A 13,864-nucleotide genomic window follows, 5' to 3' on the forward strand; every position below is an offset into this window, starting at 1 on the left:
AAGGGGGAGGAATCCGGCTGGTGGTTGGCACAATAGTCCCCAGAACTGCATCAGTCCCTCCCCCTATCAGGGGGAAGCTAGGAGGGGTTATCCGCTTTCAAGCGAATGGCCACATCACAGCAGCTCCGGTTCCTGAACCAGCTCGACGCCGAACCGCGACTTCACGCCCGCCACGATCTGCCCAGCCAATTCACTGATCTCAGCCTGCGTTGCACCGCCGGTGTTGATCAGCACCAACGCATGGTTGGGCGACACGCCCGCGGCGCCGTAGCGGAAACCCTTGAAGCCAGAGCGCTCGATCAGCCAGGCGGCCGACAGCTTCACGCGACCTGCTCCGCCGGGATAGCGCGGTGCTTCGGGATGGTAGGCTGCGATGGCGTCCGCGACGGCGCTTTCGACGATCGGATTGTGAAAGAACGAGCCGGCATTGCCGGTGACGCGCCAATCGGGCAGCTTGCTGGCGCGGACGGCGACGACGCGGTCCATGATGGTTTTCGCATCGGCATCAGCGGGGATATCGCTGAGGCCGGGATAGGCGAGGTTCGGCTGCCACGCATTGGGGAAGGCTAAGGTTACCGATGTCACGACATAGCGGCCCGGCGCCCGCTTGAAGAAGCTCTGGCGATAGGCGAACTGGCAGGCGTCGCGGTCAAAGGTCAGCGTGGTGCCTTCCAGCGTGTCGAAGGTCTCCAAGGCATGAAAGCGATCGACCAGTTCCAACCCATAGGCGCCGATATTCTGGATCGGCGCGGCGCCAACCGTGCCCGGAATGGCGGCGAGGTTTTCCAGCCCCGACAGGCCCTGCGCGATGCTCCATTCTACAATCGCGTGCCAGTTTTCGCCGGCGCCGAAGCGGACCAGAGTTTGGTCACCGTGGCGACCGATAATGTCGCGGCCGGCAATGCCCATCAGGGCAATGATGCCGTCAAAACACGGGCGCAGCACAACATTGCTGCCGCCGCCGAGAATGCGCAGCGGCAGGTTTTTGGCCTTGGCCTCCGCGAGGAGCGGGACCAGGTCGTCCGCCGTCGTGACCGTGGTGCCAAAGCGGGCGCGCGCCGGCAGGCCAAAGGTATTGTGGGCCTGCAGGTCGAAGTCTGGCGTCATAAGCTGTCCCCGCGGCGCGATTCAAAGCCGCGTCGATATCTGGGAATATCGTGTCGATGCGCCGAAATCGAGGCCTTCCTTGCCTCTCGCTCGAGGGGAGAGGCAAAGAGCCGTCAATGCGCAGCCGGGCCGATCAGGCGCGAGCGGATGGCATTGGAGATATTGTCGAAGATGAAGACCACCAGCAGGATCAGCAGCACCATATAGGCCACCTTGTCCCAGTCGGAATTGGTGCCCATGGATTCGAGCAGTTTCAGACCAATGCCGCCGGCCCCGACCGCGCCGATGACGGTGGCCGAGCGGGTGTTGCTCTCCCAGAAGTAAAGCGACTGCGAAACGAACACCGGCAACACCTGCGGCACCACGCCATAGCGGTTGACCGAGAGCGGGCTGGCGCCGACCGACTGCATGCCTTCGCGCTGCTTGTCGTCGACATTTTCCAGCGCCTCGGCATAGACCTTGCCGAGCGCACCGGTGTCGGTGAAAAAGATCGCCGCAATGCCGGGGATCGGGCCGGGGCCGAAGCCGCGGGTGAAGAACAGCGCCCAGATCAGCATGTCGACCGAGCGGAGAAAGTCGAAGAACCGCTTCATGAACCAGTTGGAGGGGCGGTTCTGGGTGATGTTGCGGGCGGCGATGAAGGCCAGCGGGAAGGCGATCAGCGTGGCCAGCAGCGTGCCGACAAAGGCCATGACCAGGGTCTGCAGCAGCTTGATCAGGATATCGCCATGCTGCCAGGCCTGGTTGTTGAGCCACTGGTTGAGCACATACTGGGCATTGGACATGTCCGGATTGACGCGATCGCCGGAGAAGACCAAGCCAATGGAGGAGAACAGGTCATTGCCCCAGAGCGGCGACTTGGGATCGTAGAGGAAATTGGCCCAGCCGAAAAAGCGGCGCTGTACGGCGACCTGGTTGTCGCGGATTTCGGCCTGGCCGGCGAAACCGTAGTTCACCAAAACCTTCTGGCGGTCCTGCACGATGGCGGCGGGCACATCGGCCGGCGCAAAGGCACCGTCGGCGGTGATGGTCACCGGATAGGCGACGCCATCGACATAGACGTCGACCTGGGTGGTCGAAATATCGAGGCGATTGGCGTCGCCGTTGAAGGTCGCGACCATGCTGCCGTCGGCCTGAGGCGTCAGCCAGTCGATGGTGGCGCCCTGCGCATATTGGCCGCGGCTCGACCATTGCGGCACCACGGCGCCGTCCTCGAAGCGCAAGCGTGGCTGGGCGCGCCAGCTATACCAGTCCTGCACATAGATGGCGGCGCGGTCCCATTTGCCATTCTGGAAGGCGGGGCCGACGTTGAAGAAGAAATAGCAGAAGATGAGGTAGACCACCGTCAGCACGAGGCCAATGAGCAGGCCGAAGCGCTTGAAAAAGCTCTGCTTGAAAACGTCGGGGAACTTCTTTTCGAGCCGAAGACGTTCGGCCGCACTGATCGCGGTCATTTACACGCTCTCCTTGGCGATATTGAAGCCCTGATTGCCCACCAGTCTGCGGCGCAGCCAGCCCGAAAACTGGTCGATGACGATGATGGTGACCAGCAGCATGATGATGATGGCATAGGTCTGGGCGGCATAGTCGCGGCCGATCGACAGGCGGAACACCTCGCCGATGCCGCCACCGCCGACTGCGCCAATGATGGTCGAGGCGCGGACGTTCACTTCCAGCCGCAGCAGGCCATAGCTCACGAAATTGGGCATGACCTGGGGCACGATGGCGTAGCGCACGCGCTCAAGCCAGGTAGCGCCCACTGATTTCAGCCCCTCGTCGGGCTTCATATCGGCATTTTCGACCACTTCGAAGAACAGTTTTCCGAGCGCGCCGATGGTGTGCAGCGACACCGCGACGACGGCGGCGATGGGGCCGATGGAGAGAACGGCGGTGAGCAGGCCGGCGATGACGATTTCGGGGAAGGCCCGCAGCACTTCCATGGTGCGGCGCATGAACCAGCGTACGGCACCGGCGCCAACGAGGTTGGTGGCTGCGAAAAAGCACAGGCAGAAGGCGATGCCGCCGCCGATAATCGTCGAGACGATGGCGATATTGACCGTGATGATCAGCTGATAGATGAAATTGGGAATGTAGAGGCTGTCGGTGATATAGACCCGGGCCGAGGTATAATCATACTTGGCCGAGCCGTCGAAATAGGGCGACGGCAGATCGAACATAGCGCGGAAGATCTCTAAGGGATCACGCGGCACGAAGTTCTTGATGAAGTCGAACATATAGGGAAGCCGGTCGAAGAACTTCCCCGAATTGGCGGCATTGGCATAGTTCATCGCCAGGGCCAGCGCGACCAGCACGCCCAGACCGATCAGGATGGAGTAGACGCGGCGCGTCATGACCTGGGCGCGATAATGGCGCAGCAGCGTCGCGGACGCCGGGCTCAAGCCTGCGGGTTCAGAAATATCGGCCATATGCGCCCCCATGTGGCAACGGCGGCGCCATGGGGCGCCGCCGTCGTCTTCAGTTCAGAGATTAGCCGCCGATGACGGACTTACGGGCGTCGATGATGGTCTGGTAAAGAGGCTGACCGGCGTCGACGAAGTTGGTGTAACCACCGGCGGTGAAGGCGTCGAAGCACTCGAAGTCGGCTTCCGGCAGGCCCTTGAAGAAGGCGGTGACCTTGGCCTTGATGTCGGCGTCGAGCTTGTTCGAAACCATCAGCGGGCCGTTCGGGATGATTGGCGACTGCCAGACTTCCACCAGGTCGTCCATGTCGAGCAGGCCCTTGTCGACCATGATGCGCAGATTGCCGGAGGTGTAGCCTTCGGAGAATTCACCCTGGCCCGAACCAAATGTGGTGCCGACATCCCAGGTGCCGTCGAGGACGCCGAGGACGAGGTTTTCGTGACCGCCGCCGAAGCCGGTTTCGCTGTAGAATTCAGCGATCGGTGCGCCGATGTCGGTCGGCAGGGCAACGTTGGGGATCAGGAAGCCCGAGGTCGAATCCGGATCGGCAAAGCCGAGCTTCTTGCCCTTGGTCGAAGCGAGATCGGTGATGCCCGAGTCAGCGCGAGCAACCATGATGGTGTGGTAGCCGGTCGAACCGTCTTCCTGCTGGGTGGTCAGCACGGGATCAACGGCTTCCGGGTCCTGCAGGTAGATGGCTGCATAGGACGAAGCGCCCATGATGGCGATGTCGATGGTGCCGCCAAGCAGGCCCTGGATGATGCCGTTATAGTCGGGCGAGGGGAAGAACTGCACTTCGGTGGCACCGGTTGCGGCCTTCAGCGGCTCGGCAACGCATTCCGAACGACGGAGCTGGTCGGCTTCGTTTTCGCCGCCATCAAGGCCGATGCGCAGGACGAGGCCATCCTGGGCGAAAGCGGCGGTGGACATGGAGAGGGCCACGGAGGCCAGCAGGATTGTGCGGAGCGCGGTCATGGGTTTCTTCCTTTGTGACGCGGTTTGTCGGCAGGCCGGAAGTCCGGCCGCGGAACGAGTGTTACGGCGCGCTAGGCGCAGCCGAGGATTTGAGCGCGATCGGCGCGATCGACGTCGAGGTCATGGCCTCCGAGAATGCCTCTTTCAGGCCATCGGCGCCGTAGATGGTGCGGGCGACATCGGTGGTCAGATCGTCAGGCGTGCCGTCGAAGACGACCTTGCCGGCGCTCATGCCGATGATGCGTTCGCAATAGGCACGCGCCGTATCGAGCGTGTGCAGATTGGTTATGACGGTGATGCCTTCGGCATTGATGTCGCGCAGGCTGTCCATGACGATCTGGGCATTGCGCGGGTCGAGCGAAGCGATCGGCTCGTCGGCTAGAATCATGCGCGGCCCCTGCATCAGGGCGCGGGCGATGGCGACGCGCTGCTGCTGGCCACCGGAGAGGGTCTGCGCCCATTGCGTGGCCGTCTGGGCGATGTCGAGGCGCTCCAGCGCCTTGAGGGCGGCGAGCTGCTCGTCAGAGCCGAACACCTGCAACAGGTTGAGCACCGGATTGCGGCCATTGAGCCGGCCGAGCATCACATTGGTGATGACGTCGAGGCGTGGCACGAGGTTGAACTGCTGGAAGATCATGGCGCAATCGCGCTGCCAGTTGCGCAGGGCCGCGCCACGCAGCTCGGAGGTTTTGACGCCATCGAATTCGATATAACCCGACGAGACGTCGTTGAGGCGATTGATCATGCGCAGCATGGTCGACTTGCCGGCGCCAGAGCGACCGATAATGCCAACCATCTGGCCCTGCGGGATCTCAAGGTTCACGTCGCTGACGGCGAGCTTGTCACCGAAACGTCGCGAAACATTGGAAATCTTCAGCATCAGGCGCCCTCGCTGCTCAACTGCGGCAGACCTAGGGCGGTGGCGTAACGCTGACGTAACGGTTGGATGACGGTTCCATGACTGTGAACCGGTTTGGTGCGGTGGGTTGTCGCGGGTCGCTAACTGGGCAGGTCGAGCTTAACGCCGTAGTGGCCTTCGCCCTTTCGATCGACCCATCCACCGACAATCATAGCGTCCGCCGTGAACTGGCTATAACCACAGCTATCAATCATTTTGGAAATTGCCTTGGCCTCTGCCCGGGCAACATATCCGACCTTGCGGCCCTCGATAATAACTGCGATCGCGTTGCCATCGTGCGGATTGCTTGGTTCGCGCACAAGTGTTGCCAGCACTTCGATCTCATGACCCTTTTTGGTTTTCCCGCCAGCTATGGTGTCTAGCGCCTCCTGATAGCTTGCCTCGCCCACGATATCGAAATCGAACGAACCGTCGCCATCCATATGAGGAGCGGCAGCCCGATCGAGAGTTTCGTCCGGGCCATTCCGCTTTCGAAGGTGCCTAATCCAGCTCCAAAGAAGCACTGCGGCAATTGCAAACCCAGCCAACCAGCCCATACCGCCCCTCGATGGTTTCAAGCCCAACCATGGGATCAGCAAGATGGTATCAGGTCCATATGCGGTGCGTGTGCTGGCCACAAAAGTTAGGCGTGCAATTAGACGTTTTCGTACTTCTCCAGAAACGCCTCGATCCCGAGCTTGCGGAAATCCGGCAGCGCCACATGCAGCTTGTCGTGGTCCCAGTCCCACCACGCCATGGCATCGAGCTTGCTTGCCACATCGTCGGAAAACCGCTGCTTGATGGTCCGTGCCGGCACGCCCACGGCAATGGCGAAATCGGCCACATCCTTGGTCACCACCGCGTTGGAGCCGATGATCGCGCCATTGCCGATCCTGATCCCCGGCATGATCACCGCGCCATGGCCGATCCAGGTGTCGTGGCCGATGGTGATGCCCTGCCCGGCGCGCCAGTCGAAGAAGTCCTGGTCGTCCTGCTCGCCCTCGAAATACCAGGCCGAGCGATAGGTGAAGTGATGCAGCGACGCGCGTTCCATCGGATGCATCGAGGCATAGATGCGGGCGTGGCTGGCGATATTGGCGAATTTGCCGATGGTCGCATAGGCGATCTGGGTGTTTTCGACGCAGTAGGAATAGTCGCCGATGGCGGATTTAGCCACGTGGCTGCCGGCGCCGATTTCGGTGTAGCGACCGAGCATGGAATTGCTGACCTGGGCCGTGGGGTGGATATAGGGCGTTTCGCTGAGGCGGGTCATGCGGCAACTTTCGGGGCAAAAGCGGTAACGTCGACGATGCGGTCGGCGACGGCGTTACGGACATCCTCGTCGTGGAAAATGCCGAGCAGCGCGACGCCCTCGGCCTTCTTTTCGGCGATCATGGCGACGACCACGGCGCGATTGGTGGCGTCAAGCGACGCGGTCGGCTCGTCGAGCAGCAGCACCGGGTGATGGGTGATGAAGCCGCGGGCGATGTTGACGCGCTGCTGTTCGCCACCCGAGAAAGTAGCGGGCGGCAGCGACCACAGCCGTTCCGGCAGGTTGAGCCGGGCGAGCAGTTCTCTTGCGCGCTGCCGGGCCTCAGCCTTGTCGGTGCCACGGATGACCAGTGGCTCGGCCACCACATCGAGCGCCGAGACGCGGGGCACGGTGCGCAGGAACTGGCTGACATAGCCGATCGAGTCGCGGCGCAAAGTGAGAACGGTGCGTGGATCGGCCGTGGCGAGATCGACCACTTCGCCATGATGCTGCAGGCGGATGGCGCCGGCATCGACGCCGTAATTGCCATAGACCATCTTGAGAATGGACGACTTGCCGGCGCCCGAAGGCCCGCCAAGCACGACGCATTCGCCGGGATGCAGGTCAAAATTCACATTGGCGACAACGGGCAGCACAACACCATCGCGCAGATGCATGGTGAAGGTTTTCGAGAGGTTCTGGACAGAAAGAGCGGTCATCATCACACCTGCAGGATCGAGCTGACGAGAAGCTGCGTATAGGGCTCGCGCGGGTCGTCGAGCACGCGGTCGGTGAGGCCCGCCTCGATGACGCGGCCGTCCTTCATCACCATCATGCGGTGCGACAGGAGACGCGCTACGGCGAGGTCGTGGGTGACGACGATGGCGGCAAGGCCGAGTTCACCGACAAGGCCACGCAACAGGTCGAGCAGGCGCGCCTGCACCGAAACGTCGAGGCCGCCTGTCGGCTCATCCATGAACACCAGACGCGGGCCGGTGACCAGATTGCGGGCGATCTGCAGGCGCTGGCGCATGCCGCCGGAGAAACTGCGCGGCTGGTCGTCGATGCGGTCGGCAGCGATTTCCACCCGACCGAGCCAGTCGAGCGCGGTTTCGCGGATGTGGCCATAGTTGCGATCGCCCACCGCCATCAGCCGCTCGCCGACATTGGCGCCGGCGGAGACGGTCATGCGCAGGCCGTCGGCCGGGTTCTGGTGCACGAAGCCCCAGTCGGTGCGGACGAGGAAGCGCCGCTCGGCTTCGCTGAGCTCATAGATATTGCGCCATTGCTCGTCGCGCATCCGGTACAGGGTACGGCCCGATGTGGGCTCAAGCGTCGCCGACAGCGAATTGAGCAAGGTCGTCTTGCCCGAGCCGCTCTCGCCGACAATGGCCAGCACTTCGCCGGGCCAGAGTTCGAAATTGACATCGGCACAGCCGAGGCGAGCGCCGTAATATTTGGTCAGGCCCTCGACGCGCAGAAGAGGTTCTTGGTTGGATAGGTCGTGACTCATTCCGCCGCCTCCTTGACGCCCAGGCTGCCGACATGGCCGGCTTCGCGGCGTTCCTCGCAATTGTCGGTGTCCGAGCAGACATACATATGCCCGCCGCGGTCATTCAAAATGACCTCGTCGAGATAGACCTGTTCCGCGCCACACAGGGCGCAAGGTTCCTCGAAATGCTGGATCTCGAAGGGATGGTCCTCGAAGTCGAGGCTCACCACTTCGGTCCAGGGCGGCACGGCATAGATGCGATGCTCGCGCCCTGCCCCGAACAGCTGCAGCGCGGCGCTCATATGCATCTTGGGATTGTCGAATTTCGGCGTCGGCGACGGATCCATCACGTAGCGACCCTCGACCTTCACCGGATAGGCATAGGTCGTGGCGATACGGCCGTGGCGCGCGATGTCCTCATAGAGCTTGACATGCATCAGGCCATATTCTTCCAGCGCATGCATTTTGCGCGTTTCGGTTTCGCGCGGCTCGAGGAAGCGCAGCGGCTCGGGGATCGGCACCTGGTAGACGAGGATCTGCCCCTCACCCAGCGCCTTTTCCGGAATGCGGTGGCGGGTCTGGATGATGGTGGCGTCTGCCGTGTGCGTCGTCGTTGCCACCTGCGCCACCTTGGCGAAGAAGGCGCGAATGGAAACGGCATTGGTGGTGTCGTCGGCGCCTTGGTCGATGACCTTGAGCACATCGTCCGGCCCGATGATCGACGCCGTTACCTGCACGCCACCAGTGCCCCAGCCATAGGGCATGGGCATTTCGCGGGACGAAAACGGGACCTGATAGCCGGGGATGGCGATGGCCTTGAGGATCGCCCGGCGGATCATCCGCTTGGTCTGCTCGTCGAGATAGGCGAAGTTATAGCTGGCAACGGCGTTCATTCCGCGGCCTCCTTCAGATTGGCGGCATCATGCTCGGCGCGCATGCGGCGGATCAGGTCGAGTTCGGCCTGGAAGTCGACGTAATGCGGCAGTTTCAGATGTTCGACGAAGCCGGTGGCCTGGACGTTATCGGAGTGGGAAATGACGAATTCCTCGTCCTGCGCCGGGGCGACAATGTCCTCGCCGAACTCACGCGCGCGCAGCGCCCGGTCGACCAGCGACATGGCCATGGCCTTGCGCTCGGCCTGGCCGAAGACCAGGCCATAGCCGCGGGTGAACTGCGGCGGCACTTTCGCCGAGCCCTTGAACTGGTTGACCATCTGGCACTCGGTGACCTTCACCCGGCCCAGGCTGACGGCAAAGCCAAGTTCGGGCACGTCGAATTCGACTTCGACCTCGCCGATGCGGATTTCGCCGACAAACGGATGGGTGCGGCCATAGCCGCGCTGGGTCGAGTAACCCAGAGCGAGCAGGAAACCCTCATCGCCGCGGGCCAGGGCCTGCAGGCGCAGGTCGCGGTTGAGCGGGAAATCCAGCGGTTCGCGGGTCAGGTCGCCCACTTCATGGTCGGGGCCAGTCTCGCCATCGGGCTCCATAAGGCCCTGGCGGCCGAGCAGGTCGGTGACGCGCGGCGCCTGTTCGGCTTCCGCTTCGCGGGTAATCGGGGCAGCGACGTCATCGCCGACGATCGAGGGATCGAGCAGGCGGTGTGTATAGTCGAAGGTCGGCCCCAGCATCTGCCCGCCGGGCAAGTCCTTGAAGGTCGCCGAAATGCGGCGCTCGATCAGCATGGCGGCGGTATCGATGGGCTGGCTATAGCCGAAGCGTGGCAGCGTGGTGCGATAGGCGCGAACGAGAAAAATGGCCTCGATCAGGTCGCCGCGCGCCTGCAGCAGCGCCAGCGCGGCGAGTTCCTTGTCATAGAGCGAGCCCTCGCCCATGGCGCGGTCGACGGCGAGGCCGAGCTGTTCGACCACCTGGTCGAGACGGAGCGCCGGCACCGAGCGGTCGCCGCGACGGCGGTCGGCGAGCAGGGCATGGGCATTGGCAATGGCGGCTTCGCCACCTTTGACGGCTACATACATGTCAGTGTCCTTCCCCGATACGCGTCGAGCGCGGCAGGCCCAAAACCTGGCCGTGAGCGACCAGCAGGAGATCAATCCCGCGTGGGAAGACCTCGCGATTGTCGGACCATTGCGCGGTGAAATCCTCCGGCAGGCCCTTGGGGCTGCAATGGAGATGATCCTTGACCCCCGGTCCACGCAGCACGAGGTCGTCGCCGCCGCTGAGGGCAGGAACGGCGAGCACGATCGTGGTCGAGCGATCGGGATATTCCTGCGTGCCGAGGTTGAAGGTGGCCAGCGCCGGCAGCTCGGTCACATCAGCAACCAAGGCAAAGGTGGCCTTGGCTGGATCGCGGGTCAGCGGGGCGCCGGTGTGGAAGGCGATGAAGGCTTCGACGGGCGCACTGCGCAGCGACGCCGAGAGCCAGATTGTCGTGTCGGCATCGCTCAAGGTTAACAGTGTGCTAACCAATTCAGCCTGTAGCGGCGCCTGTGAGAGCGCGTTTTCACCCAAGGTTCGGGGCGTGCCGGGGTTGGCCAGCGCGTCCATGATGGCCCGGAATGCGGTCTGCGCATCGAGAACCGGATCGGCGAAACCGCCTTCGAAAGAGCTGTCCATCTCAATTGTCCCCGCGAACCATGGTGAAGAAGTCCACCCGCGTCGCCGCCGACTCTTCGCGGCGCTGCTGGTCGGCCTGAGTGGCAAGTGTACGCAGCGGCTGGATAATCTGGCTTTCGACCGGCGCCGCATCGCGCTGCCACAGCGCGTCGATCACCGCGATGATCTCGGCCTTGGCCAGATCGCGGCCCAGGCAATACCCGTGCCCCACCTGCCCCGTTACAATGCGCACGCTGGCGCGGCTGACCGTGGCTTCGCCCAGGTTGAATGGCGTGCCACCACCACCGGCCCGGCCGCGCAGCATGACAAGGCCGACTTCGGGGCCGCGCACTTTGGAATGCTGGGGCTTGTCGGCCCAGGCGTCCCAGAGGGTAGCCAAGGCCTTGGCGGGCGCATGGGCCAGCACGTCGAGCGCCGCCTTGCGGTCGGTGTCTGGAAGGGAAGTTTGCGTCTGCATGCTTGCCTCATTTTTCGATGGCGTAAATTTGTCTAATGTACTAGACAACTACTGTCCTGAATCCGGTCCTACGCTTCTCGTGTGAAAATGCAATGACAGTTTTGAAAGACGTTTCCGGCGGGGTCGCCCTGTGGCGGCAGATCGTTGATGCCATCCGCCTCGACATTGTCGGCGGCAAGCTGGCGGCCGGTGATCGCCTGCCCACCGAAGCGGTTCTCGCCGAACGATTTTCGGCCAACCGCCATACCGTGCGGCGGGCCTTGGCGGTCTTGGCGGAGGAAGGCGTCGTCGGCGCCGAACAGGGCCGCGGCACTTTCGTGCGCAATGCAAAACGGCTCAGTTACCCGATCGGCAAGCGCACGCGGTTTCGTGAAGGGCTGAAAGGTCAGGTCGAGGACTTCTCTACCATCCGGCTTGGTCACCGCCTCGAAAACGCCAGTGCGGCGGCGGCCAAGGCTCTCGGCATCAGGGCGGGTGCCAAGGTGGTCCGCGTTGAAGGTCTCACCTCTGCCGACGGCGTTCCCATGTCCCGCTCGACGACCTGGCTGGACTATCGCCGCTTTGCCGATTTCGGGGAGCAGCTGGAGCAGTTGAAGTCCTTCACCAAAGCCTTCGAAAGCTATGGCATTGCCGACTATTCCCGCGCCTCGACCCGCATCTCGTCGCGCCATGCCGATATCGAGGAAACCAAGCTGCTGAAGCTGGTGCCCGGCGCCATTGTGCTGGTGTCGGAGGCGGTGGACGTCGATGCCGGGGGCACACCGATCTCCTATGCGCTGAGCCGGTTCCCGGCGGAGCGGATGGAACTGGTGGTCTAGGCGCGGACCGCCGCCGTAACGTCCTGCAGCAGCCGGACAAATTGTTCGCCGGCCACGGCCAGATCACCGGAATTGTCGATCCGCACCGTGCTGGCCGGCAGGCGGTCGCCGACGCTGCGGTCGAGGCGGCGCTGGATCGATTCCTCGGTTTCGCGGCCGCGATTGGCGAGGCGCTGAGCGATGACATCGCGATCGGCCACGACCGACACCACGACGGCGTGGGGATAGCGCTCCACGAGCGCCGGGATCACCGCGCGGGAGAGATTGGCGACCACCGCCCTGCCCGCCTGAAGGTCATTTTCAAGAGCAATGGGAAGACCATAGCGCAGGCCATGCGCATCCCAGTTCAGCGCGAACTGGCCGGCTGCTTCGGCTGCGGCAAAGGCTGCACCATCCATGCTGTCGTGATCTTCGCTGCCGCCATGGGCCTCGCGGGTCACCACGCGCTTGACGAAGGTGACGCGGCCGGAGCCTTCAAATCGGGCGCGGGCAAAGGCGATCAGGCTGTCCTTGCCCACCCCGCTCGGTCCGACGACGGCGACGAATATTCCGGTCATATCACGCGTTTACCCTGCCGCCACACGGTCAGCACGATGGGGATACCATCTTCCACCCGCAGATGCACGAAGTCGGCGCGCTTGCCCACCGCGATCTCGCCGCGGTCATCGAAACCAGCCGCTTCGGCGGGACGCTTGGTGACCAGTTGGATCGCCTTGGCAAGGCTGATGCCCTCCACATTGTCGGCCAGCGAGAAGGCCGACTGCAGCATGGAGAAGGGAATGTAGTCGGACGACAGGATGTCGAGCAGGTCATGCTCGGCCAGGGCGCGGGCCGAGACATTGCCCGAATGGGAGCCACCGCGCACGACGTTGGGTCCACCCATCAGGATCGACATGCCGGCCTGACGCGAGGCCTTGGCGGCTTCGATCGTGGTGGGGAATTCGGCGATATGCAGGCCCAGCGCCACGGCCTCTTCGACATGGTCGCGGGTGGCGTCGTCGTGACTGGCCAGCACAATGCCGCGGTCATGGCACATCTGGGAAAGAGCGCGACGGTTGGGGCCGGCATGGGCCCGCGACTGACGGTTGCGGCGGTCGCTGAAGGCGTCCAGCTCCGCATCGGTCATCTTGGTCTTGCCCTGGTAATAGACCTTATAGGCATCCACGCTGGCGAACTGGCGCTGGCCGGGAGCATGATCCATCAGCGAGGCAAGCCGAACCTGCGGATCATCCATCATGGCCTCAAAGCTCTCGAGGCAATCGGGGGCCGAGACTTCGCAGCGCAGGTGAATATGATGCTCGGCGCGCAGGCGGCCGGCCTTGCTGCCGGCAGCAATCGCGGCGGCCAGGGTGCGCATGTCGTCGGCACCGATATCAGTCTGCTCGTCGAGGCCGATGCGGATGGCATCGAGCACGGTGGTGATGCCGGAAGCGGCGATCTGGGCGTCATGCGCCTGGACGGCAGCGACCGGGTTCCAGCGCACTTTCGGGCGCGGCGAATAATGGGTTTCGAGGTGGTCCGTGTGCAGCTCGACGAGGCCCGGGATCAGGTAATCGCCCTCTAGGTCGATACCGGTTCGGGTGCTTCCGGAAATATCGGTGATCATGCCGCCATCAACGCGGACAGAGCCTTCAAACACCCCGTCCGCCAGGACGATCTTGGCATTGGTCAGGACGAGTTCCCCAAGGGCGACGGTGTTCATGAGCGGATACAGTTCTGGCTGGTGCTGCGATAAAGCCCTGCGATAGCGGGCTTTGATGACAGTTTGGCGACCAAACTGACATGTTCACAACCCAGCCTGATAATGCGCCAGGCCAGATCATCGCGGCCAAGTAGCCGTGTCGGCCATATGGCTGCCCGCTGACGGC

Annotated in this window: 16 protein-coding genes; 1 reads left to right on the forward strand and 15 read right to left on the reverse strand. The window is 63.2% G+C overall.

Translation table 11 applies throughout. The features are described 5' to 3' along the window. Positions 1-114: 114 nt before the first annotated feature. The 13 genes from murB to phnG all read right to left on the reverse strand — a co-directional run bounded on the left by murB (position 115) and on the right by phnG (position 11,178). A complete protein-coding gene (gene murB / locus BM045_RS02845) occupies positions 115-1,107 on the reverse strand; it encodes a UDP-N-acetylmuramate dehydrogenase (protein WP_092179473.1) in 993 nt (330 codons plus the stop codon). A 113-nt stretch (positions 1,108-1,220) separates the two neighbouring features. Further along, positions 1,221-2,561: a phosphonate ABC transporter, permease protein PhnE gene (phnE, locus tag BM045_RS02850; RefSeq protein WP_092179475.1), complete on the reverse strand. Its 1,341-nt coding sequence runs from the start codon at positions 2,559-2,561 to the stop codon at positions 1,221-1,223. Further along, the gene (gene phnE, locus BM045_RS02855) at positions 2,562-3,533 is read right to left on the reverse strand and encodes a phosphonate ABC transporter, permease protein PhnE (RefSeq protein ID WP_170848341.1); all 972 of its coding nucleotides are present in this window, start codon (positions 3,531-3,533) and stop codon (positions 2,562-2,564) included. Positions 3,534-3,594: 61 nt separating this feature from the next. Further along, positions 3,595-4,503, reverse strand: a complete 909-nt coding sequence (gene phnD, locus BM045_RS02860) for a phosphate/phosphite/phosphonate ABC transporter substrate-binding protein (protein WP_092179478.1) — start codon at positions 4,501-4,503, stop codon at positions 3,595-3,597. Positions 4,504-4,564: 61 nt separating this feature from the next. After that, positions 4,565-5,383: a phosphonate ABC transporter ATP-binding protein gene (gene phnC, locus BM045_RS02865; protein WP_092179480.1), complete on the reverse strand. Its 819-nt coding sequence runs from the start codon at positions 5,381-5,383 to the stop codon at positions 4,565-4,567. 119 nt (positions 5,384-5,502) lie between these two features. Continuing rightward, a complete protein-coding gene (locus tag BM045_RS02870; protein ID WP_092179482.1) occupies positions 5,503-5,958 on the reverse strand; it encodes an HIRAN domain-containing protein in 456 nt (151 codons plus the stop codon). A gap of 98 nt (positions 5,959-6,056) precedes the next feature. After that, complete coding sequence (locus BM045_RS02875; RefSeq protein WP_092179484.1) at positions 6,057-6,674, reverse strand: DapH/DapD/GlmU-related protein; 618 nt, start codon at positions 6,672-6,674, stop codon at positions 6,057-6,059. Next, positions 6,671-7,375, reverse strand: coding sequence for a phosphonate C-P lyase system protein PhnL (phnL, locus tag BM045_RS02880; protein WP_092179486.1), 705 nt, complete (start codon positions 7,373-7,375; stop codon positions 6,671-6,673). The genes BM045_RS02875 and phnL overlap by 4 nt, the downstream gene beginning before the upstream one ends. After that, positions 7,375-8,166 carry a phosphonate C-P lyase system protein PhnK gene (gene phnK / locus BM045_RS02885; protein WP_092179488.1) on the reverse strand — a complete coding sequence of 264 codons (792 nt, stop codon included), beginning with the start codon at positions 8,164-8,166 and terminating at the stop codon, positions 7,375-7,377. Before phnK ends, phnL begins: the two co-directional genes overlap by 1 nt. After that, a complete protein-coding gene (locus BM045_RS02890) occupies positions 8,163-9,038 on the reverse strand; it encodes an alpha-D-ribose 1-methylphosphonate 5-phosphate C-P-lyase PhnJ (RefSeq protein ID WP_092179490.1) in 876 nt (291 codons plus the stop codon). The genes phnK and BM045_RS02890 overlap by 4 nt, the downstream gene beginning before the upstream one ends. After that, positions 9,035-10,123: a carbon-phosphorus lyase complex subunit gene (locus BM045_RS02895; RefSeq protein ID WP_092179492.1), complete on the reverse strand. Its 1,089-nt coding sequence runs from the start codon at positions 10,121-10,123 to the stop codon at positions 9,035-9,037. The genes BM045_RS02890 and BM045_RS02895 overlap by 4 nt, the downstream gene beginning before the upstream one ends. Position 10,124: 1 nt before the next feature. Continuing rightward, positions 10,125-10,721 carry a phosphonate C-P lyase system protein PhnH gene (phnH, locus tag BM045_RS02900; protein ID WP_092179494.1) on the reverse strand — a complete coding sequence of 199 codons (597 nt, stop codon included), beginning with the start codon at positions 10,719-10,721 and terminating at the stop codon, positions 10,125-10,127. Between the two features lies 1 nt (position 10,722). Continuing rightward, positions 10,723-11,178, reverse strand: a complete 456-nt coding sequence (gene phnG, locus BM045_RS02905) for a phosphonate C-P lyase system protein PhnG (protein ID WP_092179496.1) — start codon at positions 11,176-11,178, stop codon at positions 10,723-10,725. A 92-nt stretch (positions 11,179-11,270) separates the two neighbouring features. Between phnG and phnF the strand changes: the two genes are divergently transcribed. Next, entirely contained in the window at positions 11,271-11,996 is a 726-nt protein-coding gene (phnF, locus tag BM045_RS02910) for a phosphonate metabolism transcriptional regulator PhnF (protein ID WP_092179498.1), read from the forward strand. On the opposite strand, the gene phnN is transcribed toward phnF, so the two are convergent. Both phnN and BM045_RS02920 read right to left on the reverse strand, forming a co-directional pair. Continuing rightward, positions 11,993-12,553, reverse strand: coding sequence for a phosphonate metabolism protein/1,5-bisphosphokinase (PRPP-forming) PhnN (gene phnN / locus BM045_RS02915; RefSeq protein WP_092179500.1), 561 nt, complete (start codon positions 12,551-12,553; stop codon positions 11,993-11,995). The two genes, phnF and phnN, sit on opposite strands and share 4 nt — an antisense overlap. Continuing rightward, positions 12,550-13,698: an alpha-D-ribose 1-methylphosphonate 5-triphosphate diphosphatase gene (locus BM045_RS02920; RefSeq protein ID WP_092179502.1), complete on the reverse strand. Its 1,149-nt coding sequence runs from the start codon at positions 13,696-13,698 to the stop codon at positions 12,550-12,552. The genes phnN and BM045_RS02920 overlap by 4 nt, the downstream gene beginning before the upstream one ends. Positions 13,699-13,864 lie beyond the last annotated feature (166 nt).

The organism is Devosia sp. YR412, assembly GCF_900110945.1.
Lineage (GTDB): Bacteria > Pseudomonadota > Alphaproteobacteria > Rhizobiales > Devosiaceae > Devosia.